Origin of the sequence: Citrobacter sp. HN-141 (assembly GCF_033341895.1) — a bacterium.
Taxonomy (GTDB): domain Bacteria; phylum Pseudomonadota; class Gammaproteobacteria; order Enterobacterales; family Enterobacteriaceae; genus Citrobacter.
The window spans coordinates 137,094-162,398 of record NZ_JAWPBF010000002.1 but is presented as its reverse complement, the minus strand read 5'-3'; the positions used below and the strand labels follow the sequence as shown (position 1 = coordinate 162,398).

Genomic DNA, 25,305 nt, shown 5'->3' with positions numbered 1-25,305 from the left:
CTTTCGCTTTCACTTTCTTATAGTCAGCAAAACGGAGACGGCTATGCGTACCGACATCAACCAACAATACCGGACGCTGCGTCCACAGCTGCTGATGTGCATGGTCATCGGGTACGCGGCGTTTTACCTGACGCGCAAAAGCGTTAACTACGTCCTCCCGGCGCTGCAAATGGATCTCGGACTGGATAAAAGTGATATCGGTCTGTTGGGATCGCTGTTTTACCTGACCTATGGTTTGTCGAAGTTTACCGCGGGACTCTGGCACGACAGCCATGGGCAGCGCACATTTATGGGCATTGGCCTGTTTGCCACCGGCGTTTTAAACGTGCTGTTCGCCTTTGGTGAATCGCTGACGCTGCTGCTGGCGGTCTGGACGCTGAACGGATTTTTTCAGGGCTGGGGCTGGCCGCCCTGCGCCCGCCTGCTGACCCACTGGTATTCGCGTAACGAACGCGGCTTCTGGTGGGGCTGCTGGAATATGTCAATCAACATCGGTGGGGCCATCATCCCACTGATTAGCGCCTTTGCCGCCCACTGGTGGGGATGGCAGGCAGCGATGCTGACACCTGGGATCATCAGCATGGCATTAGGTATCTGGCTGACGCTGCAACTGAAAGGTACGCCCCGCGAAGAGGGTCTCCCTACCGTTGGAGAATGGCGGCATGACCCGCTGGAGCTGCGTCAGGAGCAGCAAAGCCCGCCGATGGGGCTGTGGCAAATGTTACGCACCACCATGCTGAAGAATCCGATGATCTGGCTGCTGGGGGTGTCGTATGTGCTGGTGTATTTGATCCGCATCGCGCTCAACGACTGGGGCAACATTTGGCTGACGGAAAGCCACGGCGTGAATCTGCTCAGCGCCAATGCCACGGTGATGCTGTTTGAGGTCGGCGGCTTGCTGGGTGCGCTGTTTGCCGGATGGGGATCGGATCTGCTGTTCAGCGGCCAGCGCGCCCCGATGATTTTGCTGTTCACGCTGGGGCTGATGGTTTCCGTCGCCGCGCTGTGGCTGGCGCCGGTTCACCACTACGCGCTGCTGGCTGTCTGTTTCTTTACCGTGGGCTTTTTCGTTTTTGGCCCGCAGATGTTGATTGGTCTGGCGGCCGTCGAATGCGGACACAAAGCGGCGGCAGGTTCAATCACCGGTTTTCTCGGGCTGTTCGCCTATCTGGGGGCCGCGTTGGCGGGTTGGCCGCTGTCGTTGGTCATAGAACATTACGGCTGGTCGGGGATGTTCAGTTTGCTCTCGGTTGCCGCTGTCTTTATGGGTTTATTGCTAATGCCGCTGCTCATCGCGGGTATCGCCCCTTCTCTCAGTCAAAGGATAAAACAATGAAACTGACGCTTACCTCTACCCTGATTGCCTCTACTCTGGCGCTGGCTGCCTTCAGCAGTGCGGCACAAGCACAAGGTCGTCTGGTGGTCTATTGCAGCGCCACGAACGAGATGTGTGAAACCGAAACCAAAGCCTTTGGTGAAAAATATGATGTGAAAACCTCATTCATTCGCAACGGTTCGGGCAGTACGCTGGCGAAAGTCGATGCCGAGAAGAAAAATCCACAGGCGGATGTGTGGTACGGCGGTACGCTGGACCCGCAGTCTCAGGCGGGTGAAATGGGTCTGCTGCAACCGTATAAATCACCGAACCTCGAGCAGATCATGGAGAAATTCCGCGATCCGGCAAAGGTAAAAGGCAACCTCTCCTCCGCGGTTTATGTCGGTATCCTGGGCTTTGGCGTCAATACTCAGCGTCTGAAAGAGAAAAACCTGCCGGTGCCACAATGCTGGAAGGATCTGACCAAACCGGAATACAAAGGCGAAATCCAAATTGCCGACCCGCAAAGCTCCGGTACCGCCTACACCGCGCTGGCGACCTTTGCCCAACTGTGGGGTGAAGATCAGGCCTTTGACTACCTGAAACAGCTCAATGCCAACGTCTCGCAATACACCAAATCCGGTATTGCTCCGGCGCGTAACGCCGCCCGTGGCGAAACGGCGATTGGCATTGGCTTCCTGCACGACTACTCGCTGGAAAAAGAACAGGGCGCCCCGCTGGAGCTCATCTCCCCATGCGAAGGTACCGGCTATGAAATTGGCGGCGTCAGCATTCTGAAAGGTGCGCGTAACCTCGACAACGCCAAACTGTTCGTTGACTGGGTACTGTCAAAAGAGGCTCAGGAGCTGGCATGGAAGAAAGGTAAGTCCTATCAGATCCTAACCAACACCACCGCCGAGACCTCTCCTAACTCGCTGAAACTCGACGACCTGAAGCTTATCAATTACGACATGGATAAGTACGGCTCGACTGACGTACGTAAGGCGTTGATCAATAAGTGGGTTAGCGAAGTGAAGATGGGTAAATAAGCCCACGTTGCGTTCATTTGCCGGGTGCGGCGTAAACGCCTTACCCGGCCTACATTACCGGAAACGCTATGTCACACACACTTGCACTCCATCCCGTGAAAAAACGGGATGCGATATTTCTTTGGGTTTTGCTCGGCTGGCTGGCGTTTGCCCTGCTGCCAAGCTGGAGCCTGGACTATGGCCTGCTGGAGTCCACGCGCGACGAAATTCTCGACGCCTACAGCTGGTCACATTTCAACATTAGCTGGCTCTGGTATCTACTGCCGAGCCTGCTGCTGGTGCGTCCGTTTAATGAAGCCCGACGCGAACAGCGCAGTCGCCATTATCTTGACGCGGGCTGGGCATTCTTCTGTATGGCCTTTATCGTTGCCAGCGCCACCCTTGAAGGACGCGGTTTAGGCTATGCCACCATCGTACTGTTTGTGGCGCTTGGCGCAATCATGACCCTGGCGCTTACTCGTCTGGAATTGCTGGGTGGTGACCGTTTTGTCATCGGTTCGCTCACCGCGATCGTCGCGCTGATCGGTATTTTTATCGTCTGGCCGAGCATCGCGATTTTCATTCCGATGTTCACTAACGACACCGGGGAATTTGCCCCGCTGGCGTTTATGAATGTGCTGTCCCAGGCGCATATCATTCAGGTGATCCTCAACTCGATTATGTTGTCGATTGCCGTTGGTATTGGCTGTACCTTCTTTGGTCTGGTGCTGGCGATCTACACCACCCGCATCGCTAAACGCAGCGCCATTATCGGGCGTATTTTCTCGATTCTGCCGATCGTCACCCCGCCGTTTGTCGTTGGCCTGGGTGTCACCCTGATGATGGGACGCTCCGGCTACATCACCGAATTTATGGTCGACTGGTTTGGCTTAACCAACACCAACTGGCTGTACGGCTTTACCGGCATCTGGCTGGCGCAGGTACTGGCCTTTACCCCGATGGCGTTTATGATCCTCGACGGCGCGATCAAAACCATTCATCCCTCGCTGGAAGAGGCGTCATACACCCTACGAGCCAGCCGCTGGCAGACCTTTAACGGCGTATTTGTCCCGCTGCTGAAACCGGCGCTGGCGAACGCCTTTTTGATCGTGGTGGTGCAGTCGCTGGCCGACTTCAGTAACCCACTGGTGCTCGGCGGTAACTTCGACGTGCTGGCAACGCAAATTTACTTCTATATCACCGGCTCACAGCTCGACTACCAGGCCGCCAGTACGCTGGGCGCTTTCCTGCTGCTGTTCTCGCTGCTGGTGTTCTGCGTGCAGTACATGTGGATCGGTAAACGCTCGTATGTCACCGTTTCCGGTAAATCCTACCGGGGCGACGTACAGCCGCTACCGGTGACGCTGGTGTGGAGCGTGGTTGCCCTGCTGGCGGTGTGGATTGCCTTCAACGCCCTGCTGTACGGCAGCATTTTCTACGGCAGCTTCACCGTCAACTGGGGCGTGGACTACACCCTGACGCTGGCGAACTTTACTAAATTGTTCGGCCAGGGAATGAGCGACGGTGCATGGCCTTCGCTGCTCGATACCCTGCTCTACGCCGGGATTGCCGCACCGATTACCGCCATCTTCGGTCTGCTTATCGCATGGATTGTGGTGCGTCAGCAGTTCAAAGGTAAGAAGACCATCGAGTTCACCACCATGTTGTGCTTTGCCGTACCGGGCACCGTCGCAGGTGTGTCATATATTCTGGCCTTTAACAGCGCCCCGGTGTACCTCACCGGTACCGCAGCCATCGTGATTATCTCGATGGTGATGCGTAACGTCCCGGTCGGTATCCGGGCAGGTATCGCGGGCTTAGGCCAGATCGATAAATCACTGGATGAAGCCTCACTCAGTCTGCGCGCCGGTTCGCTGCGTACTATTACGCACATCCTGCTGCCGCTGCTGCGCCCGGCAATCCTCTCAGCGCTGATCTACAGCTTTGTCCGCGCCATTACCACCGTCAGCGCCATTGTGTTCCTCGTCACGCCGGATACCCGCGTGGCGACGGCCTACATCCTCAACCGCGTGGAAGACGGCGAATACGGCGTGGCGATTGCCTACGGTTCCATTCTGATCGTGGTAATGCTGGCGATTATTTTTATCTTTGACTGGCTGATCGGTGAATCACGTACCTCCCGTTCAAAAGCCAAAAACCAGGCGTAATGGAGTGCACTATGACTCAGAAAAATTTCGTTGAACTGCGCAACGTCACCAAACGATTTGGCAGCAACACGGTTATCGACAATATCAACCTCACCATCCCGCAGGGGCAAATGGTGACGCTGCTCGGCCCGTCCGGTTGTGGCAAAACCACCATTTTGCGCCTGGTTGCCGGACTGGAAAAACCGAGCGAAGGACAGATTTTTATTGATGGCGAAGACGTCACCCACCGCTCTATTCAACAGCGCGATATCTGTATGGTATTTCAGTCCTACGCCCTGTTCCCGCATATGTCGCTGGGGGAAAACGTCGGCTATGGCCTGAAAATGCTTGGCGTACCGCGCGCAGAGCTGAAAGCCCGTGTCAAAGAGGCGCTGGCGATGGTGGATCTGGAAGGATTCGAAGAGCGCTATGTCGATCAGATCTCCGGGGGGCAGCAGCAGCGCGTAGCGCTGGCGCGCGCGCTGATCCTCAAACCGAAGGTACTGCTGTTTGATGAGCCGCTGAGTAACCTCGATGCCAACCTGCGCCGTAGCATGCGCGATAAGATCCGCGAGCTGCAAAAACAGTTTGATATCACCTCGCTGTACGTCACCCACGATCAGAGCGAAGCCTTTGCGGTTTCCGATACCGTGCTGGTGATGAACAAAGGACACATCATGCAGATCGGCTCACCGCAGGATCTTTACCGCCAGCCCGCCTCCCGCTTTATGGCGAGCTTTATGGGCGATGCCAACCTGTTTCCGGCGACCTTCAGCGACAACTACGTTGATATCTACGGCTACCATCTGCCGCGCCCGCCGCACTTTGGCACGCAGGGGGAAGGTATGGTCGGCGTGCGCCCGGAGGCCATCACGCTTAGCGATCGCGGCGAAGAGAGTCAGCGCTGCGTGATCCGCCACGTGGCCTATATGGGGCCGCAGTATGAGGTCACGGTAGAGTGGCACGGACAGGAGATTCTATTGCAGGTTAACGCCACGCGTCTGCAGCCGGACGTTGGCGAACAGTATTACCTCGAAATCCACCCGTACGGTATGTTTATCCTGGCGGATGCGGCATAAGGTTTTGTAGCTTTGTAGGCCGGATAAGGCCTACATCGTTCAAAACCATTGACTATAATTTAATCGCAAATCAATCGTAATGCTATGACGTTACGATTGATTTAACAATTTTGAAATATCAAATACGCACACACGGTTTTACAGTAAAAACATCCATAACATCACCCGCTGTTATGCAGATTGTATACCATCGGTTACAGATTCTACTATCAAACAACGGACCGGATGATATTAATTTGATTATAAAAAAGGAAAGATCACCATAATATATTTATTAAGTGAATGCATGTGATTTTAATTATTTCAAGCCTGAATCATCACGAACTGGATTCAGGCTTTTTTGTTCCTTATGCGATCAGCAGCACAGCTTTTATAGAGGAAATAGTTTGTCATCATGCTTTCAACGGATGAGAGAGAGTCAGAAAATGTATTTTTACCGGGAAGAAAATCAGGATACCCAATATATAAGCGAGCACGAATTATGGGTATTGGGTCGTGTCAGTGGAATATACAACAAAACAACGCATAAAAAAGAAGAAATGTTAGAGCCATTGTGGAGGCGGTACGATCGAAGTATAGAAGGCATTCTAATTTTTTATTCAAAGATGGAAGCATCAATTTACTCCACTTACTTAGAGAAAAAATTTAATGAAAAGTGGAGCGTATATGCACTGGATGATTTTAATATTGAGGAAATGATAAAAAATAATAAGATCACCAAAAATAGCGATGATTATTATCTGCTGTTGAGTGCGGGGTTTTGGGCCGATAAACAATGCAATATTATATATCATGGTTATCATTTGGCTCAAGTTACAATCCCCGTCAAATATACTTTTAGCAGTTTCAGTGAAAATGAAAGACTCCCCACCCTAAAAATACCCGAAAAAGTTACAGATAGATTTCATCAAATGTGGAAGAAAAGATTCTCTGATTTTCTAAATCATACTCAATCACAATGCAATTATCATAATGACTATTTAAAAGAACAAAGTTTAATAGCTTATAATAATATGCAATTCAAAGAATCCAATAAAATCGAAGATTGTGTTTATATGGCAACATGGGAAAATGACTGGATTTTTTGTAATCCGGAAAATTTAACTTTATTAAAATGAGACTTGTATGGGAATTGCCTATTTTTTAAGAGTGGGAGATAAAACAACCTGCGGTGGTACTATTTTAACAGGTTGTACTAATCATATACTCGACGGACAGCCAACGGCACGACATGGCGATAGCTATACCTGTGGTAAAGATAAAAAACTCTACCACATAGCAGGAGGGCAACCAGGTTATTTTATACATGGTGTTCAGGCTGCCGGAACAGCACATAGCGTTGGCACATGCCCTTGCAAATGCCGATTTATTAACTCAATTTCAAATGTCAGTTATTTCTATGAGAGTGAAGTTCTCTCCACACCTAAACCAGTCACAAACAGAGTGATCTCTGTAACGCCGCAGAACGCACCAAAACCGCTCACGATGGCACATAGGCCATATTGTCCGGCTGAAGCTGAAGAGGATAAACCGCCTCGTGAGGCTGTAGATGCGGGATTTTGTGTATTACCCTATGAGGCTAAACCATCAACATATGAATCGTATATTTTTGTTAATCCCCCCGATGGTACGAGAGAGCTATATCACAAACTGAATCCTGATATAAAAAAACAGCCTGGTTCAATTCTGATTGTTGTAGATCCTGAAAAACAAGATCAGCATCAGATTGAAGCATTACAAAAAGCACGAGATCGAATTGATAAAGCTCTGGCCCCACTTACCTTGCAGGATGCAAAGTTATTGCATGATAACAGAGGAGCCGTGGATGCATTTTCATATCAACTTTTCGGTAATTATTTAGGAAATGCTGGGGATGGTTTTGGATATATTAGTGAGATAGGTAAAAGTTATTACGAAGAAATAAAACAAATATTAATTGAAATTCAGGAGTTATATAAAGATACGTACACCCATAACAAAGGAATCATATCTGGGGAGGAATTTTTTGGTCAACGAGCAAGACTGTTTGAAAAATTAAATGTTATCTTAAATAAATTCTCCAAAACCCATCTTAATCTGGAAGAATATAATAGTATTAAAAAAGCTTTAGGTTTATCAACAAGCTCAATTATGCATAAATGGGATAAAACTGGAGTGGATAATATAGAGGGCTATGCTACATATATTGAAAATTCGGCAAAATTAGTTAAACTGATGAAAACCGTTGGTTTTGTTGGCATAGGTTTAGATTTTGCCGGATATACATCAAATATTTATGATGCCTGTGCAAAAGGCCGTGAAAGTGCATGCAAAAAAGCGGCGATAACAGAGTATAGTAAGTTTGGATTAAAACAGGGGAGTAGTTTACTGGTAGGAGGTACTGCCGGGCGTGCTGCAACTGCGCTTTGTACGTGGGTATTAGGGATTTCTACTATAGAAGCAGGCGGAATCGGTGCTACTCTGTGTTTTGTTACAGGGGTTGGTGTTACTATTGCGGCAGGTAAGATTGCAGAAAAATATGGCGAGGACGCTGGTGAAAAATTAGGTAATTATGTAGGAGATCATATTATCTATGAAAACTTTTTTCATTCAAAATGAAGATAATATAAAAATTATTATTAGCTTTGCTTTAATGCTTAATGAATTATTAATAATGATCTTTTATTTTTACAACAAGATAGCATATAAAAAAATTGTTGACATATATGAAAAGGAAATCGGACCATTGCCTGTTACAGCAATAATATGTAAAAATGCAAGTCTATTTACCACACCAGGATTATATCTCACTAAAGTCGCGTTTATTATGGAGACTTTAATTTTCAAATATAATAAAATTTCTAATTATGGTATGAGCATAGAGGGTTATAATTTAATAAGAGGCTTGCCTTGCAAATTAACACTAGGATTTAAAATTGAAGCAATGCTATGGATTTTATCTATTCCTGTGTTGCTAAGTATGTTTATTGCATTTTGAATAAAGGGACTCCATTGGAGTCCCTTCTTTAATTTTACTTCAATGCACCCTATATCTGGTCAACAATCCGGTCGTAAGAAGCAACAGGTAATAACCCACTCACAAAAACGTTTGGATTTGCTTTAAGGCCTGCTACGAGTGAGTGCGGTCTATTACCTAAAATCACAATAGCCGTATCGTCACATCATTCACTGTAGAGCCGCTAAGGCGCTTGTGCCGCCATCCAGCAATGCCTGATGCGCTTATCAGGCCTACAGTGAACGATGTAGACTCGATAAACGCTCAGCTTCGCGCTTTTAGCGCGGCAATATCCTTCGGCGTGGTGCGACAGCACCCGCCAATCAACCGGGCGCCAGCGGCCTGCCACTGCGGCAGATAATCCGCCAGCTGCGCGCAATGATCACCGTGATGATGCCAGGTTTTGCTTACCGCATCGTACTGCTCGCCAGAATTGGGATACACCACCAGCGGCAGCGCCGTTAAGCCATGCAGATGCTGCAACGCAGCGGTGGTGTTTTCCAGCGCAATGCAGTTAATGCCTAACGCCACCACCTGCGGATATTGCGCAAGGAAAGCGACCACGTCGCGCAGCGGCGTACCGTCGCTCAGATGTGCGCTATCACGCAGGGTAAACGAGAACCATGCCCGCGCACGCGGATACGCGGTCAACAACTCAGCCAGCGCGCGAATTTCGGCAAAATTTGGCAGGGTTTCACAGGCCAGCAGATCGGCCCCGGCATCCAGCAACGCTTCAACACGCGGACGATGAAACGCCTGTAACGCTTCATTGCTTAACGCGTAATCGCCACGGTACTCAGAGCCATCGGCCAGGTACGCGCCGTAAGGTCCGACGGAACCCGCCACCAGTAACGTCCCGGCCTGCGGATTTTCCGCCAGATACGCCTCACGCGCTTTACGCGCCAGCTCCACGCTTTTGCCAATCAGCGCTTTCGACTGCGCCTCATCCAGGCCGAGCGTGGCAAAACCCGCGGGAGTTGCCTGATAGCTGGCGGTGATTGCGCACTGTGCCCCTGCCCGGAAGTAATCCAGGTGAACTTCGCGGATAAGTGCCGGGTTTTCTACCAGCACCCTGGCAGACCACAGGCTGTCGGCTAAGTTACACCCTCGCGCTTCCAGCTCCGTCGCCAGAGCACCATCCAGCAACAGGAAATCCTGTTTATCGAGGAGGGCGCGTAACGGATTATTCTGCGACATGTTCTGGCTCCTGTTTTGCGTTACGGGGTTGAGTAAGGAAATAAGCACCATAACACAACGCGACAAACGGTAACCCGCACCACAACGCAATTCTCTGCGCCGGATCGAATGCCAGCCCCACACAGGCCACCAGGCACAGCACAAAACCCAGTACCGGCACCAGCGGATACCACGGGGCGCGATAATGCAATTCACTCAATGCGTTACCCTGCTGCAGATGGCGGCGGCGAAACACAAAATGCGAGGCGCAGATACTCAGCCACACCGCCACTACCGCAAATCCGGAAATAGCCGACAATGCGACAAACACCGTATCCGGGGCCACGACGCTGGAAAACAGCGCCAGCACACCGCCGAGCATACTGACCGACAGCGCCGTCAGCGGCACACCGTTTTTCGTTACTCGCGCAAAACAGGCAGGCAGCGTACGTTCATTCGACAGCGACCACAGCATGCGCCCGGAGGCATACAGTCCGGAGTTCGCAGCAGAAAGAATGGCGGTCAGGATCACGAAGTTAAAAATATCAGCGGCGTACGGAATGCCCACCTTCTCGAATACCAACACAAACGGGCTCTTCTCCACACCCGCCTGCTGCATCGGGATCAACGCCGCCAATACAAACACGGTACCAATAAAGAAAATAATCAGTCGCGCGATGGTAGTACGAATCGCCACCGGGATAACTTTGCGCGGATTTTCCGTTTCACCAGCGGCAATACCGATAAGCTCAGTCCCCGAAAAGGCAAAGTTCACCGCGACCATGGTCATCAGGATCGGCAGGCCGCCGTGCGGGAACCAGCCTTCCGCCGTGATGTTGCTCAGCCCCGGCGCGGGTGAACCATCCTGCATCGGGATAAAGCCGAAAATAGCCGCTCCGCCGAGGAGAATAAACGCGATGATGGTGATCACTTTCACCAGCGAAAACCAGAACTCCCCTTCGGCAAAAAAGCGTGTAGAGATAACGTTGAGGGCAAAAATAATCGCGCAGAACACCACACACCAGACCCATACCGGCACCTGAGGAAACCAGTACTGCATACAGAATCCGGCAGCGGTAAAGCTCGAACCCAGCGCCACGGTCCAGGTCAGCCAGTAGAGCCAGGCCACGGTATACCCCGTTGCCGGACCAAGATAGCGTGCGGCATAAACGTGAAACGCCCCGGTCTCCGGCATCGCGACCGACAGCTCGCCCAGACACTGCATAACCAGCCAGACCACCAGCGCACCAATCAGATAGGCCAGCAGCGTTCCCGCCGCTCCGGTGGTGGAGATGATGTACCCGGTATTGAAGAATAATCCTGTGCCAATCACGCCGCCTAAGGAGAGCATAATCAGGTGACGTGTTTTCATCGTGCGCTTCAGTGGCGCATTTTGTTGTGTTGTTTGCATATAACCTTCTAAACGTATGGACATCTAAACATCCAAAGAAGGTTTGTTATACCGTGTTTGTTGACAGAATGCAAAGTCAACCCTGCACCAGATGCAGATGCCCGCGTCGGGCGCTCAACACTGGATGAGGGTTAATAATGAGATATAAAAAGGGCCGCCAGCTCATAACGCCTCCGTTGCCAGACTGTATGTAAACTCTGGCAACAGAGCCGCCGACTTGCGTTCACCCGGAAGTAGGAAGCGAGTGTTCCCGTTCATGCAACCGGATGACCCTCAGGAACCGCTGGCCTGGACCGTCATCTGCGATTTACGGCTCATCAGGATAAATACCGCCAGACCGGCCAGCAGAATGCCCGGCGCAGAAGCCGCCATCACCCCCACCGTTCCGGTGCCCAGCGCCAGCATTTTCCCCGCCAGCAGCGGGCCGCTCATTGCGCCCAAACGCCCAACCGCCACCGCAGTGCCTACGCCGGTGGCGCGGATTGACGTGTTATAAAACAGAGGCGCCAGCGCATACAGCACGCTTTGTCCGCCGGTAGCAAACATGCCCGCGACAAAGCCGGCCATCAGCATGCCGCTCCATGACGAAACCGTCCCCAACGCCAGCAACGAGGCCAGCATCCCGGTGTAAATCAGTAATGACATCACCACCGGGCGCAGCTTATCCATCAACGCCCCAAGGATTAACGTGCCGCTGGCCGCACCGATTTGCAGGGCAAACATCACGCCTGCCGCCTGCGATGGGCTAAAGCCCTGCTCGACCAGCAGCATCGGCAGCCAGTTGATCAGCATGTATACCACCAGCAGGGTGAAGAAATAGCACAGCCACAGCAGCAACGTGGCGGTCGCGGTCGCGGGTGCGAACAGCGCGCGCAGCGGCGCGGCAGCCACCTGTGTTTGCTGGGTATAAACCTGTGATTCCGGCAGCCAGCGCATCAACAGCGGCACCAGCAGCAGCGGGATCACCCCGCCCACCCAGAATACCGTTTGCCAGGCAGACGCCAGACCGCTAAACCCGAGCGCCGCCGCCAACGCCGCGCCAATTGGTACACCGCAGTACATCAGGCTCACCGCCGTACCACGAAAACGCGGGCCCGCTGCTTCGGAGGTTAAGGCAATCAGGTTCGGCAATGCGGCTCCCAGTCCGACGCCGGTCATCAGGCGGGCGATGACTAACGTTGAAAAGTCCCACGACAGCGCCGTTGCCAGGGAGAACAGGCCAAACAGCGCCACGGAGCCAATGAGAATGCGCTTGCGCCCATAACGGTCGGCCAGTATGCCGCCCACCAACGCGCCGGGCAGTAATCCCAAAATCCCGGCGCTGAAAATCCAGCCCATTTGCATTTTATCCAATGCAAAGGCTTGAGCGATACCAACGGCAGCGATACCGGCGGCTTGTAGATCCAGCCCTTCCATCAGGGCGACTAAAAAGCAAAGCCCGACGGTCAGCGTCAGGCGCGAAGAGGAGGCGGGGGTACGGGTCGTCATAAGATGTCCCTCAGAGGTCACGATGCAGGTGAATCGCGGCTGATACATTGCCAGCCGCGTAATCATTTTTACTTGCTGTTGCGCAGGTCCAGCGCCACATCAACGATCATATCTTCCTGGCCGCCGACCATTCGGCGTTTGCCCAGTTCAACCAAAATATCGACCGCGCTCAGACCGTAACGCGCTGCCGCCACTTCGCAATGGCGCAGGAAGCTGGAGTACACCCCGGCATAGCCCAGCGCCAGTGTTTCACGATCCACCCGCACCGGGCGATCCTGCAGTGGGCGCACCAGATCGTCGGCGGCGTCCATCAACGCATACAGATCGGTGCCGTGCTGCCAGCCGAGCTTATCCGCTGCGGCGATAAACACCTCCAGCGGCGCATTACCTGCGCCTGCGCCCATCCCCGCCAGACTGGCATCGATACGGTCGCAGCCCTCTTCCACCGCGGCAATGGAGTTCGCCACGCCGAGGCTCAGGTTATGGTGGGCGTGCATTCCGGTTTCCGTCTCCGGCTTCAGTACGGCTTTCAGTGCGCGGAAGCGGGCGCGAATATCGCTCATGTTCATTGCGCCGCCGGAATCAACCACATAAATACAGGTCGCGCCGTAGTTTTCCATCAACTTCGCCTGCTGCGCCAGGTTCTCTGGCGTGGTCATGTGGCTCATCATCAGAAAACCGACGGTATCCATCCCCAGCTCGCGCGCATACTGAATATGCTGGGCCGACACGTCTGCTTCGGTACAGTGGGTCGCCACGCGCACGACCCGCGCACCGGCCTGATACGCATTTTTCAGATCGTGAATGGTGCCGATACCCGGCAGTAACAACGTGGCGATTTTGGCGTGTTTCACCACCTCCGCCGCCGCTTCAATCCACTCCAGATCGCTGTGTGCACCAAAGCCATAGTTAAAGCTGGAGCCCTGTAAACCGTCGCCGTGCGCCACTTCAATGGAATCAACCCGTGCGTCGTCCAGCGCTTTAGCAATCTGGCGTACGTTATCCAGTGAATACTGGTGACGAATGGCGTGCATGCCATCGCGCAGGGTCACGTCAGAGATATAGAGTTTCTTACCGTTCATGCTGCTTCTCCTGCCTGACGAGTGAGTGACTGCGCCATCTTCTCTGCGGTCGCCAGCGCACTGGAGGTCATAATATCGAGGTTGCCGGCGTAGGCTGGCAGGTAATGCGCCGCACCTTCCACTTCCAGATAGACCGCGGTTTTCAGTCCGGAGAACTGGCCGATACCCGGCAGATTCACTGGTTTATCCTGCGGGATGACGTCAAACTGCACGCGTTGCTTCAGACGATAGCCCGGCACATACGCCTGTACCGCCGCCGCCATTTCATTAATCGACGCCTCAATTTCCACCTGCGAGGCCGCTTCACTCAGCACATACACCGTATCGCGCATCATTAGCGGCGGCTCGGCAGGATTAAGCACAATAATGGCTTTACCTTTTTCCGCGCCACCCACCACTTCAATCGCCTTCGACGTGGTTTCAGTAAACTCATCAATATTGGCGCGGGTGCCCGGCCCCGCCGACTTACTGGCAATTGAAGCAATAATCTCGGCGTAATAGACACGTGCCACACGAGACACCGCCGCCACCATTGGGATCGTCGCCTGCCCGCCGCAAGTCACCATATTGACGTTCTGCCGATCAACGTTGGCTTCCAGATTCACCACCGGTACGCAGTATGGGCCAATGGCCGCGGGGGTGAGATCGATCAGGCGAATGCCTGGTTTCACCGCCCGTAAGGCGGCATCGTTTTTCACGTGCGCCCCCGCGCTGGTGGCATCAAAGACGATGTCAATATCGGCAAACTCCGGCATCGCTATCAGCCCCATCACCCCTTCGTGCGTGGTGGCGACGCCCATGCGCCGGGCGCGTGCCAGACCATCGGACTCCGGATCGATACCGACCATCACCGCCATCTCCAGATGCGTGCCGTGACGCAGAATTTTAATCATCAAATCGGTGCCGATGTTGCCGGAGCCGATAATGGCGACTTTACGCTTACTCATGACTGACTTCCTTTTGTAACCGCCGCAGAAAAGGTGGCGGCAACTGAACCAATACCGTCGATATGGGCTTCAAAACGATCGCCCGCATTCACCGCCACCATCGGACCTAACGCCCCGGTGAGAATGATGTCTCCGGCACGCAACGGCTCGCCGAGGCTGGCCATTTTGCGCGCCAGCCAGACAGCGGCGTTGATCGGATGCCCCAGACATTCGCTGCCGCGTCCGCTGGAGACTTCTTCGTTATTGCGCGTCATTGTCATCGCGCAGTTTTTCAGATCTAATCCCGCCGGACGTTGCGCCGGACCACCGACCACATACACGCCGCAGGAGGCGTTATCCGCCACGGTATCGACAAACTGAATTGACCAGTCGCGAATACGGCTACCGACCACTTCCAGCGCCGGTAATACCCACTCAATGGCGTTGACCAGCTCATCAAAGGTGGTGTCGGCATCAGGCAAATCGCGGTTCAGTACCAGCGCAATTTCGGCTTCAATACGCGGTTGCAGCACGCGGGAAAACGGGATGGTTTCGTTATCGCCGTAGCACATGTCGGCAAACAGCGTGCCGAAGTCCGGTTGATCGACGCCTAGCTGTTGCTGCACTTTCGGATGCGTCAGCCCCACTTTACGTCCGACCACACGACGCCCACGCGCCACGTCGTACTGCACGTTGATGTGCTGAATAGCGTAAGCCGCCTCGGCGTTGTCCATGCCAATCAGTTCACGCAATGGCCCTATCGCTTCGCCCTTTTCCGCCGCCTGACGTAAATCGGCGGCTAACTGCTCAAGATTAAGATTCGTCATATCCATTCCTTAAGGGCGTGCGAGGAAGTTCAGCACCAACTGATTAAAGGCTTCCGCATGTTCCCACTGCGCCCAGTGCCCGCAATCGCGGTAAATGTGCAGCTCAGAGCCAGCAATGCCGGAAAGCAGACGCAGGCCCGCATCCATCGGCACAAAGCGGTCGTTGCGCCCCCAGACGATCAGGGTCTGAGCTTTGATTTCCGCCAGACGTGGACCGAAATCCGGGAATTGTTTCGGGTTAGCTTCCAGACTCTGAACAAAATTTTCCAGGTGGTCGCGGCGCGACAGCATGTTGTTCAGACGTGCCTCAAACAGCGCTTCGGTCAAATCACTGGTATCGAAAACGAAGATTTCCATCATCAGTTTCAGGTTTTCGATGGTCGGTTCGCGATACAGCTGATTCAGGCGCTTGATTCCTTCGGTCGGCATCGGGGTAAACAGGCTCATGCCGCCCGTCCCGCCGCCCATCAGCACCAGTTTGCCCACGCGTTCCGGCCAGCTCAGGGTAAATGCCACTGAGCTGTGGCCCCCCATCGAGTTACCCAGCAGATGAATTTTCTGAATATCCAGTTGATCAACCACACTTTTCAGGATGCGGGCATTGAGATCGGATCGCGACCCACGGTTAACGATCCCATCGCTTTTTCCCCAGCCAGGACAATCCAGCAGGATCACCCGGTAACCCGCCTCCACCAGCGGATCGATATTGCGGCTGAAGTTCGCCCAGCCCGTCGCGCCCGGTCCCGAACCATGTAACAGCACGACGGTTTCTTCGCCCTGCCCACAGTCATTAAAATGCACACGCAGGGTTTCACCTGCTTCCTGTACCTCCAGAAAACGGCTGGTGGCGGCTTCGGTTTGCGGTTGGTAAGTCATCATGTTCTCCTGCATATTCAGTTCTGTTTCAGTTCTGTGTAGTGGCACTCAGGGAGCCAAACCCGGCGATCCACTCCGGGATCGGGCGGTAATAACGGCCTTCACTGCGCCAGTTGCCAAAGGCAGAAATGGCGGCGAAGGCGGCAACCCAGGTTTTAACTTCGTGTGTTGATTTACCCGCCATCGCGGACAACTCTTCATTACTGACCGTATCCAGCTCCTGCAAACGCCCCTGCTCAAGCAGGGTCATAAAGCGGTTATCCCAGACGGGATTAAGCGGGTGTAGCGTGTTTTGATCGACCACGAACTTCTCGGCGGCGCTGATCACCCGCTGCTGGCGCAGTTCTCGCTCGTTTTCGGGTAGCTGTTTGCCGCTGCCGAGCAGACGGTCACGCATATGCGCGTCAGCCTTTGCCAGCTCCGGTACCGGCGGCTGATGCGACAGGCCGCCGGAGCCTAAAAACAGCACGCGCTTATTCAGCGAACTGGCGAAAAGACCAATCGCTTCGCCGAGCATGCGGGTACGCTGGAAGCCCGGTAGCGGCGTGGCGACACCATTAATAAACACCGGCAACACCGGCACCTTAGCCAGGCCGCCGAGCAGAAACTCCAGCGGCTGCGCGAAGCCGTGATCGACCTGCATGTTGTAGGAAACGGCGAGATCGATACCGCTTTTCATCACCGCGTGGGCGCAAGCTTCTGCGAGATCTGTCGGCACCGGCAGTTCCCCCGCCGCGCTGCCGAAATCACCAATCGCCGTGGCACCTACGCCTAAACAGAACGGTGGCATCACGTCGTAGAAAAAACCGTTGTAATGATCGGGGGCAAACAACACCACCAGTTCAGGATCGAACGCCGCAATGCGTGCGCGTGCGCTGGCGATCACGCCGTTGACTTCATCGAGCACAGCCTGCGCCGGGTCGACATAGCCCACCAGCGGTGAGTGGGAAAGACAGTGAAGATAAGCGTGCATATCAGGCTACCTTTTCAACAAGAAGATCGGCATTGACGCGAGTCAGCGTCATCACCGACGCCAGTTTATTCAGGGTATTGCCCAGGGTTTGCGGAATGGCAACGGCAGCAACAAAGCGATCCGGGCGCATCACAACCAGCGCGGCGTTATGCTGAGCAAACCACGCACGCAAACGGTTCTGCGTATCACCAATGCGGATAACGCCGTCATGGTTATCCTGATCGGTGGCAATCTGCGTATCCGGCACCACCTGAATAAACCGAGTGCCCAGCGCCTGCCACTGCTGGGTCTGTGCCTCGCTCATGCCCCACAGCGGATTACAGCCCCAGCCAATGACCGCGAAATTCGCCCCGATAACGTTGTCGAGCAGCGTCACCTCGCCCGTTTCTAGCATCACCTTCGGCTGGATAAACATTTTGCCGACCGGTGACGTTTTCGCCTCGCCTTCACGTACCAGCGCCCCGACGTGGTACTGCGGCATCGGTTTAAAGCGCATTTCCAAGAAGTAGCGTTTGACTGGCGGAAGGTAGTTCAACAACCAGGAGACTCCGTCGCGCACCGCGCCGTGCCAGCGTTTCGGCGGAGCCAGCACGTTGCCTGCGGTAACGGACAAATCAATCATCGCTTTGGCGTGGTCACGGCGTTCCTGCTGGTAGGTATCCAGCAGCGCATCACCGGCTTTGCCCTCGATCACCAACGCCAGTTTCCACGCCAGGTTGAAGGCATCGCGCATGCCGCTGTTGTACCCCTGCCCCTGCCAGACCGGCATAATGTGCGCCGCGTCGCCCGCCAGCAGTACGCGGTCAATGCGAAAACGTTCGGCCAGACGGGCGTTATGGGTATATACGCGTTGGCGGATCAGTTCGACGTTATCCGGGTTCGGCAGCACTTTGCTCAACAGCTGGCGCATATTCTGCGGCTCGCTAAGCTGCGCTTCGGTTTCCCCCGGCATCACCATAAATTCAAAGCGACGCACCGCATGCGGCAGTGCGGCAGAGACATACGGACGCACCGGATCGCAGCACAGATAGACATGCGGCGTGCTGAGCGGATCGTTGGCGATATCCACCACAATCCATTGATTTGGAGCGGTTTTGCCTTCAAACGGCACATTCAACGAACGTCTGACATTACTGCCGCCGCCGTCACAGGCCACCAGCCACTGCGCCTTCACTGTTTCGCGCTGACCGTCTGGCGTTTTCAGGTTCAGCGTCACTTCGCCGTTTTGTTGGCTGAAGGCTTCCAGTTCGCGGGAGAACAGGCAGCGCACATTGGGAAAACGCGACAGCCCTTCCAGCATCACCGCGTCCACTTGTGGCTGAATGAATGCGTTGCGGCGCGACCAGCCAAATTCATCGGTCATCGGCTGGATATCGGCAAAGCAGCGGCCTTTCGGCGTAAGAAAGCGCATCGCGTGCCACGGCGTGGTATGCGGCAGAACGTTTTCGACCAGGCCAACGGATTGCATGGTGCGCAGCGCTTCATCGTCAATGCCGATGGCACGAGGATAGTCGATCAGTTTATCGAGTTTCTCCACCACCAGTACCTCAATGTCCATCTGGCCAAGGTAGTTGGCCATCATCAGCCCTACCGGGCCGGCACCAGCAATCGCCACCTGCACGGTGTGCTGTACAGCAGGCTGGATATCCGGGTTTATCGTTGTCATTTCAGAACCTCACTACTCGGACAAAACGCAATTGCAGACCCTGGCGAGGCGCAATTCATTTTGTTAAAAAGATGTAAGTAATTTTTTATTGTGCGGTCAGTATAGGAGTGAGTTTTTGCGCTACAATCAAAACATGCCTGGATGTGCACCAAGTGCACCACGTTGTTTTACCTGTAGATTTGTCAATAAATATGAAAAGTGATGACGGTACCGAATACAAAACCGTACGCGGATTAACGCGCGGATTAATGTTATTAAATATGTTAAACCGACTCGACGGTGGGGCCAGCGTTGGCCTGCTGGCTGAGCTGAGCGGCCTGCACCGCACTACGGTCAGGCGGCTACTGGAAACGTTGCAGGATGAGGGTTACGTCCGGCGCAGCCTTTCCGATGACAGCTTTCGTTTAACCATTAAAGTCCGCCAGCTCAGTGAGGGATTTCGTGACGAGCAGTGGATTTCTGCGCTTGCCGCCCCGCTGTTGGGGGATTTGCTGCGCGAGGTCATCTGGCCGACCGACGTTTCCACGCTGGATGTGGACGCGATGGTGGTACGTGAAACCACCCACCGCTTCAGCCGCTTATCGTTTCACCGCGCGATGGTAGGACGTCGCTTACCGCTATTAAAAACCGCCTCCGGTCTGACCTGGCTGGCATTTTGCCCGGAGAATGAACGTCAGGAACTGATCGAAATGCTGGCCTCGCGACCCGGAGAGGAATTCCAGTTGGCGCGTGAGCCGCTGAAGCTCCATGCCATCCTGAGCCGCGCACGGAAAGACGGCTTTGGCCAGAACTATCGTGGCTGGGATCAGGAGGAAAAAATCGCCTCCATCGCCGTCCCCATTCGCAGCGAACAGCGGGTGATCGGCTGTCTGAACCTGGTGTATATGGCCAGCGCGATGACCATCGAACAGGCTGCGGAAAAACATCTTCCGGCCTTACAAAAGGTGGCGCAACAGATAGAGGATGGCGTCGAATCGCAGGAGATTTTGGTTGCCGGGAGGTGAGGTGGATCACAGTTATACGCATCATCTGATTGATAGCTGGAATAATTCATTCATCAGCCGATATCACGCGGTGCCATCTTGCTTAAATGATATCTTCATTGCAGAGTGTGCATTCATTTTCTGCCAGGAGGCGACATGTTAAAGGTCATTGCTGAAGATTTTATAAAACCTGAATATATTGAAACCGTTCTCCCTTTGTATCGTGAACTCATATCCGCCACGAAGAAAGAACCGCTCTGTCTTGCTTATGACCTCTATATTGATGAAAAAGATCCCGGGCATTTTATTTTTATCGAAGAATGGCCAAACCACGCGGCGCTCGATGAACATTGCGCGAGTGAGCACTTCAGACGACTTGTGCCGTTAATCGATCAATACACGCGCAAAGAAGCACGTTACATATTGATGAATGACGTCGTAAATCCAGGGGCGCAAAGTCTCTTGTGAAGAGGCTTTAATCGTTCCTCCTGTATAAGGATACGCTACTCTCGCACAGGCGTTCGCCGGTAACATGCTTCGGGACATACAGCTTGATTAAGCCACGGAAAGACTTAGGCTGAAATATGATATTTGATTGCAAATCAAAGGATAAAAAGTGAAAAAGACGACTCCTGAATATACGACTGTTGACTTATCTCGTTGGGCAAGGAAAGAGCATTTTGAGGTATTTCAGTCTTTTGCTCAAAGTACCATTAACCAAACTGTTCTGTTAGACATTACCGCGGTACTAAAACATATAAAAGAAGTTGGCTGGAAATTTTACCCTACGATGATTTCCCTCCTTGCTAACGTTGTCAACAAGCATACTGAATTCCGTATGGCCATAAAGAACAATGAGCTTGTCATATGGAATGAAGTTCATCCCAGCTATACCATTTTCCATAATGAAACTGAGACTTTTTCATCATTATGGAGCCGCTACGATGGCAATATTCATCACTTCCAAAACACTTATTCAGAAGACGTTGCACGCTATTGTCATAATCTCTCTTATTGGCCAAAAGGAGAGTCTCCGGAAAATGTATTTTTCGTATCGGCTATTCCTTAGGTAAGTTTTACCAGTTTTAATATCAACATTGCGAACATGCAGAACTTTTTTGCCCCCATGTTCACACTTGGAAAATACTATGAACAGGATGGGAAAGTAGTGTTACCTCTCGCCGTTCAGGTACATCACTCCGTGTGCGATGGCTTCCATTTAGCAAGACTAATCAATGAACTACAGGAAATGAGCCATGGCCTACGGCACCGTTCAGAGGAACGCAACGTCTGATGCAGCAGACGTTTCTTTAGATGCCTGAGCAGCAAGAATAGTCGCCGTGTCTGCGAACAAGAGGGATCGACATGAACGGTCTGGGAACAACATAAATTGGGGTTCGCGATGGCAAAAGTAATACTTAGAGCTTTCGCAACAGTCTGGCCGGATTGCCAGCATACACGCCTTTAACCAGCACGGGCTTTGTCACCACACTACCGGCACCAATGACCGCACCACTGCAAATTTCCGTTGTTAAAATTGTGGCTCCACTACCCACCGTTACTGCATTGCCTAATACAATATTAATCCAGCTTTGTGCAGAAGCGTCAGGACTTCCGCTCTTGAAAAGATCGTTAGCAAAGGTCACGCCATGCCCTATAAAGCAGTCTTCGCCTAAGGTAACGTTCTCACAGATGAAAGTATGGGACTGCACTTTAGTTCTGTCGCCTATGACGCATCCCTTTTGTATCTCAACAAATGGTCCGACAAACACATCATGGCCCAGCTCGCATTCATAAAGATTTACAGGCATGACTACTTTGACATTTTTACCTTGTTTTACGTCACGAATACCACTTTCAATAATATTCATACCAGCACTGTCCTTACTCAAGATAATACGGCTCAGTATTGAAACCTGAATTTGCAGGCGCTCCTTTTCCATCTATTTTCAGATAGCTAAGGTCTTGAATTTCAATTAACACGTTTCTTTTAGCAATAGTACTTTTATCTGTTTTTATAATCAACACATCTTATTAGACATGTTGATTATAACAGAATTACAATTTATAAAATCTGCCATAATGACAGATTTCTTTATTTTATAATTAGAGATTTGCAACGTTATGATATACTTTTTGAACATCATCATCATCTTCAAGGGCATCAACAAGTCCTTCAAAGATTTCTAAATCTTCTGGTGAAAGTTCAATTTCTGATTGAGCTATCATTTCTAATTCTGTGGTTGAGAATTCAGTAATTCCAGCGGCTTTGAGGGCTGCAATTCCTTTATGAAGGTCTGTAGATTCAGTATAAATAATGATGTTGCCTTCTTCTTCGGTGACATCACGAACATCAACTTCAGCTTCAAGCAAAATTTCAAAGATATGGTCAGGGTCAGTGCCTTTAAATACGATCACACCAGTATTGTCAAACATGTAGCTGACAGAACCTGCCGCGCCGATATTCCCGCCTTTTTTATTGAAGATTGAGCGGATATTAGCAATCGTGCGGTTAACGTTTGAAGTCAGGGTTTCAGCGATAATCATGGAACCACTTGGACCAAAGCCTTCATAACGCCCTTGCATGAACGTTTCGTCGCCGCCACCTTTGGCTTTATCAATAGCTTTATCAATAACGTGCTTTGGAACCTGGGCTTGTTTCGCACGTTCAATAACGAATTTTAAAGCTGTGTTTAATTCTGGGTCTGGTTCACCTTGTTTAGCCGCAGCATAGATTTCCACACCGAATTTGGAATATATTTTAGACGTTGCACCGTCTTTAGCCGTTTTTTTACCAACAATATTGGCCCATTTACGTCCCACTGGAATAGTCTCCTCGAAAATTTATTTACATGACAGGCAGCTTAATAAGCTGCCTGTTTTTCCCGCCATATTATATCATCATATGTAAATTCTCGTCTATGAGAAATAAAAACATCCAAATTTTACGGAGTGTTACTTTAATTTCATTAATAATTAACATTATGGATAAGTTACAACAAATCAGTCTTCTGATTCTTCTTTTTTTATTCTTAACACTGGAACCGCAGCAATAATAGATAAGACAAGAGAATCAAAAGTAATACCCCTGGCAAAGTCCCGCGTTCACTTTTTATATAAAACGTTCACATTTGCTTCTGACACAAAACAGCTTATGCGCCCACATACCTACCCGGTCTGACTGAATGCAAAAAAAAAACCGAAACCCTGCTTTTGAAAAGAGCAGCGTTTCGGCATTCATTCACTCTGAAGTGACGTCAGACTTTCAGCAGTTTCACCGTCTCGTCGATGTCGATTTCATCTTCCGAGAAGATCAGCGTCGTGCCCTGGAAGGTTGTGATCGCCAGCTTTTTCAGCGTGCGCATTTCGCCTGGCTTCACGTCTGATTTCGGTCGGATGCTGTTCATCAGCACGCCGACAGACAGCACCGCGTTTTCTTTGTCGATACGGGTTTCTACCGGCACTTCTTCGCTGTACACCAGGTAAGACTTGATCGCCGTGAGCTTCAGGCGCTCGCCCGCGATATAGATGTACTTGCTGTCGGGAATGACTTTCACCGCATAGGCAGACAGGCCTTTGTTGTTGGTGGTGGGTTCAAAAGTCACCGCCGCGTCTTTCTTGATCAGCTCAGGATTAGCAACCTTAATCACATGAAAATAGCGGTTGTCGCCGTTTTCATCTTTGATAAATCCAAAGCCTTTATCTTTAAACCACGTTGTGATTGTTCCGTTCATTGCTGTTTCCGCCTGATTAAACCAAATACTCGTAGAGTATACCTACTCAATTTGCGCGCAGTGTAAAACACAGACCCCGTCTTTGGCTACTCGTTACCCCAGCGATTGAGGAACTCCGCGATATCATCAATACGCTGTGCGTCAACGCCGGCCACAGTTGCCATCTCTTGCTGCGCGTCTTCGCTGATCTCCTCGTTGTTCATCAAACGGGTGATCAACTGCTGGAAGTAGTGCGCCAGCGCATCGCGTTCGGCATCGCTCACCGGCTTTGCGGCCTCGGTCGCGTACTCATCGGCGATATCATAATATTTTAGCGGAATGTCGTGGTTCATCAGGTGCTCCGGGGTAAATGCGTGTGCCAGCAGTTGCCTGCCGCGTCTGGGGTGAATGATAGCACTGTTATTTCATGGTTCGCGATCTGTTTTATTCACGGTAATACGTTGCATTTATCCGTTATATTTTCCGAAACTACTTCGCATTTAATAAACCTGCCCATACTTGATTGACTGTATTTTTATTCAGTCCGGTATAATAGTGGAGGATTAACGAGTGTTATAAAAAAGAAACATAAACTTAGTTTAAATCAACTCTCTTTAATCATTTTCCAACGCATTAAATAACGCAGACGATAACCCGGTGATTAAACACAGCCAATAAAGATTCGTCCCGTAGGCCTGATAAACGCCCCGCCATCTCCTACCGACATCATTGCGTTGCAATTGGCCCAATCCCACCGTTAGTCGCCCATTTGCCCACATTCATCTTCTGGACAACACTCTACGATGACACCACTGACCCAACACGTAGAGCGCACACCATGAACATCACGCAAATCCGTAATGCCACACAGCACATCACCTTTGGTGGAATGACTTTTCTGGTCGATCCTATGCTGGCAGCGAAAGGCGCATATCCGGGTTTTGCCGGAACCGCACGTGCCGAAATTCGCAACCCAACCGTCGACCTACCCATCGACATCGATACCCTGCTGAATGTCGATGCGATTATCGTAACCCATCTGCATGAAGATCACTGGGACGAGGTTGCCGCTCGTGTCGTGCCGAAAGACAAACCAATTTATGTGCAAAATGACCATGATGCACACGTACTGCGGGAACAGGGTTTCACACAACTCACCGTGCTGACGCAAAATACCGTGGTCGGTGCTATCACTCTGCGTAAAACCGGCGGCCAGCACGGCTCAGATCGCGCCTATGCCATTCCACAAATGGCAGAGCGCCTGGGTGATGCCTGTGGCGTTATCTTTATGCATCCGGCGGAAAAAACATTGTATCTGGTTGGGGACACCGTCTGGCGCGACGAGGTGGAAGCCAACATGCATACCTTCCAGCCAGGCGTGGTGGTTCTGAACGCGGGTTTTGCCCACGTCATCGGGTTTGGCCCAATTATCATGGGCGCGGAAGATGTGCTGAAAACCCACTTCACCTTACCCGAAGCGCAAATTGTGGCGCCCCATATGGAGGCGATTAACCATTGTCTGTTGACCCGCGCGGCCCTGAAAGAGTACGCCCGCGACAACCAGATTGCGCAATGTGTCCACGTGCCGGAAGATGGGGAAACCCTGACATTTTAATCTCT

Annotated in this window: 23 protein-coding genes and 2 pseudogenes; 11 read left to right on the top strand and 14 right to left on the bottom strand. The window is 51.9% G+C overall.

Annotated elements, in window-relative coordinates:
• The first annotated feature begins 43 nt into the window (after positions 1 to 43).
• The 7 genes from uhpC (at position 44) to RYZ59_RS03655 (ending at position 8,546) form a co-directional block, all read left to right on the top strand.
• Positions 44 to 1,336 carry an MFS transporter family glucose-6-phosphate receptor UhpC gene (gene uhpC, locus RYZ59_RS03685; protein WP_318044942.1) on the top strand — a complete coding sequence of 431 codons (1,293 nt, stop codon included), beginning with the start codon at positions 44 to 46 and terminating at the stop codon, positions 1,334 to 1,336.
• Positions 1,333 to 2,364, top strand: coding sequence for an ABC transporter substrate-binding protein (locus tag RYZ59_RS03680; protein WP_202039344.1), 1,032 nt, complete (start codon positions 1,333 to 1,335; stop codon positions 2,362 to 2,364). The genes uhpC and RYZ59_RS03680 overlap by 4 nt, the downstream gene beginning before the upstream one ends.
• A gap of 68 nt (positions 2,365 to 2,432) precedes the next feature.
• The gene (locus tag RYZ59_RS03675) at positions 2,433 to 4,511 is read left to right on the top strand and encodes an iron ABC transporter permease (RefSeq protein WP_318044945.1); all 2,079 of its coding nucleotides are present in this window, start codon (positions 2,433 to 2,435) and stop codon (positions 4,509 to 4,511) included.
• An 11-nt stretch (positions 4,512 to 4,522) separates the two neighbouring features.
• Positions 4,523 to 5,569, top strand: coding sequence for a ferric ABC transporter ATP-binding protein (gene fbpC, locus RYZ59_RS03670; protein ID WP_318044947.1), 1,047 nt, complete (start codon positions 4,523 to 4,525; stop codon positions 5,567 to 5,569).
• A gap of 386 nt (positions 5,570 to 5,955) precedes the next feature.
• Positions 5,956 to 6,687: a hypothetical protein gene (locus RYZ59_RS03665; RefSeq protein WP_318044949.1), complete on the top strand. Its 732-nt coding sequence runs from the start codon at positions 5,956 to 5,958 to the stop codon at positions 6,685 to 6,687.
• A gap of 7 nt (positions 6,688 to 6,694) precedes the next feature.
• Entirely contained in the window at positions 6,695 to 8,167 is a 1,473-nt protein-coding gene (locus RYZ59_RS03660) for a PAAR domain-containing protein (protein WP_318044951.1), read from the top strand.
• A complete protein-coding gene (locus tag RYZ59_RS03655; protein ID WP_194211164.1) occupies positions 8,142 to 8,546 on the top strand; it encodes a hypothetical protein in 405 nt (134 codons plus the stop codon). Before RYZ59_RS03660 ends, RYZ59_RS03655 begins: the two co-directional genes overlap by 26 nt.
• Before the next feature lie 49 nt (positions 8,547 to 8,595).
• Here the strand turns inward: RYZ59_RS03655 and RYZ59_RS03650 are convergent.
• The 10 genes and pseudogenes from RYZ59_RS03650 to RYZ59_RS03605 all read right to left on the bottom strand — a co-directional run.
• Positions 8,596 to 8,718 (bottom strand): annotated as a pseudogene (locus tag RYZ59_RS03650) (hypothetical protein); the annotation flags it as partial.
• Positions 8,719 to 8,828: 110 nt separating this feature from the next.
• A complete protein-coding gene (gene mmuM / locus RYZ59_RS03645; RefSeq protein WP_318044956.1) occupies positions 8,829 to 9,761 on the bottom strand; it encodes a homocysteine S-methyltransferase in 933 nt (310 codons plus the stop codon).
• Complete coding sequence (mmuP, locus tag RYZ59_RS03640; RefSeq protein WP_202039348.1) at positions 9,748 to 11,151, bottom strand: S-methylmethionine permease; 1,404 nt, start codon at positions 11,149 to 11,151, stop codon at positions 9,748 to 9,750. The genes mmuM and mmuP overlap by 14 nt, the downstream gene beginning before the upstream one ends.
• Positions 11,152 to 11,424: 273 nt before the next feature.
• On the bottom strand, positions 11,425 to 12,639 hold the full coding sequence (gene mhpT, locus RYZ59_RS03635; RefSeq protein WP_318044957.1) for a 3-(3-hydroxy-phenyl)propionate transporter MhpT: 1,215 nt from the start codon (positions 12,637 to 12,639) through the stop codon (positions 11,425 to 11,427).
• Between the two features lie 68 nt (positions 12,640 to 12,707).
• Positions 12,708 to 13,721 carry a 4-hydroxy-2-oxovalerate aldolase gene (gene mhpE / locus RYZ59_RS03630; RefSeq protein ID WP_271455981.1) on the bottom strand — a complete coding sequence of 338 codons (1,014 nt, stop codon included), beginning with the start codon at positions 13,719 to 13,721 and terminating at the stop codon, positions 12,708 to 12,710.
• Positions 13,718 to 14,668, bottom strand: coding sequence for an acetaldehyde dehydrogenase (gene mhpF, locus RYZ59_RS03625; protein ID WP_137384683.1), 951 nt, complete (start codon positions 14,666 to 14,668; stop codon positions 13,718 to 13,720). The genes mhpE and mhpF overlap by 4 nt, the downstream gene beginning before the upstream one ends.
• Positions 14,665 to 15,474, bottom strand: coding sequence for a 2-keto-4-pentenoate hydratase (gene mhpD, locus RYZ59_RS03620; protein WP_318044963.1), 810 nt, complete (start codon positions 15,472 to 15,474; stop codon positions 14,665 to 14,667). The genes mhpF and mhpD overlap by 4 nt, the downstream gene beginning before the upstream one ends.
• Positions 15,475 to 15,483: 9 nt before the next feature.
• Positions 15,484 to 16,350 (bottom strand): 2-hydroxy-6-oxonona-2,4-dienedioate hydrolase, encoded by an 867-nt coding sequence (gene mhpC, locus RYZ59_RS03615; RefSeq protein ID WP_271449954.1) that lies wholly within the window; start codon positions 16,348 to 16,350, stop codon positions 15,484 to 15,486.
• A 28-nt stretch (positions 16,351 to 16,378) separates the two neighbouring features.
• Positions 16,379 to 17,323 carry a 2,3-dihydroxyphenylpropionate/2,3-dihydroxicinnamic acid 1,2-dioxygenase gene (gene mhpB / locus RYZ59_RS03610; RefSeq protein WP_318044965.1) on the bottom strand — a complete coding sequence of 315 codons (945 nt, stop codon included), beginning with the start codon at positions 17,321 to 17,323 and terminating at the stop codon, positions 16,379 to 16,381.
• Between the two features lies 1 nt (position 17,324).
• Complete coding sequence (locus RYZ59_RS03605) at positions 17,325 to 18,989, bottom strand: bifunctional 3-(3-hydroxy-phenyl)propionate/3-hydroxycinnamic acid hydroxylase (RefSeq protein WP_318044968.1); 1,665 nt, start codon at positions 18,987 to 18,989, stop codon at positions 17,325 to 17,327.
• Between the two features lie 191 nt (positions 18,990 to 19,180).
• On the opposite strand from RYZ59_RS03605, the gene RYZ59_RS03600 reads away from it, so the two are divergent.
• The 3 genes and pseudogenes from RYZ59_RS03600 (at position 19,181) to catA (ending at position 21,266) form a co-directional block, all read left to right on the top strand.
• Positions 19,181 to 19,993, top strand: coding sequence for a DNA-binding transcriptional regulator (locus RYZ59_RS03600; RefSeq protein ID WP_318044970.1), 813 nt, complete (start codon positions 19,181 to 19,183; stop codon positions 19,991 to 19,993).
• Between the two features lie 135 nt (positions 19,994 to 20,128).
• Positions 20,129 to 20,440, top strand: a complete 312-nt coding sequence (locus RYZ59_RS03595) for a putative quinol monooxygenase (protein WP_202039355.1) — start codon at positions 20,129 to 20,131, stop codon at positions 20,438 to 20,440.
• 148 nt (positions 20,441 to 20,588) lie between these two features.
• Positions 20,589 to 21,266, top strand: a pseudogene (gene catA, locus RYZ59_RS03590) (type A chloramphenicol O-acetyltransferase).
• 124 nt (positions 21,267 to 21,390) lie between these two features.
• Here catA and RYZ59_RS03585 read toward each other — a convergent pair.
• The 4 genes from RYZ59_RS03585 to RYZ59_RS03570 all read right to left on the bottom strand — a co-directional run bounded on the left by RYZ59_RS03585 (position 21,391) and on the right by RYZ59_RS03570 (position 24,038).
• The gene (locus tag RYZ59_RS03585) at positions 21,391 to 21,843 is read right to left on the bottom strand and encodes an acyltransferase (protein WP_318045214.1); all 453 of its coding nucleotides are present in this window, start codon (positions 21,841 to 21,843) and stop codon (positions 21,391 to 21,393) included.
• A 235-nt stretch (positions 21,844 to 22,078) separates the two neighbouring features.
• Entirely contained in the window at positions 22,079 to 22,795 is a 717-nt protein-coding gene (locus RYZ59_RS03580) for a YebC/PmpR family DNA-binding transcriptional regulator (RefSeq protein ID WP_137384691.1), read from the bottom strand.
• Between the two features lie 434 nt (positions 22,796 to 23,229).
• Positions 23,230 to 23,706: a cold-shock protein gene (locus tag RYZ59_RS03575; protein WP_048212495.1), complete on the bottom strand. Its 477-nt coding sequence runs from the start codon at positions 23,704 to 23,706 to the stop codon at positions 23,230 to 23,232.
• Between the two features lie 86 nt (positions 23,707 to 23,792).
• Positions 23,793 to 24,038, bottom strand: a complete 246-nt coding sequence (locus RYZ59_RS03570; protein WP_121584263.1) for a YmjA family protein — start codon at positions 24,036 to 24,038, stop codon at positions 23,793 to 23,795.
• A 485-nt stretch (positions 24,039 to 24,523) separates the two neighbouring features.
• Between RYZ59_RS03570 and RYZ59_RS03565 the strand changes: the two genes are divergently transcribed.
• Complete coding sequence (locus RYZ59_RS03565) at positions 24,524 to 25,300, top strand: MBL fold metallo-hydrolase (protein WP_318044978.1); 777 nt, start codon at positions 24,524 to 24,526, stop codon at positions 25,298 to 25,300.
• The last annotated feature ends 5 nt before the right edge of the window (positions 25,301 to 25,305 follow it).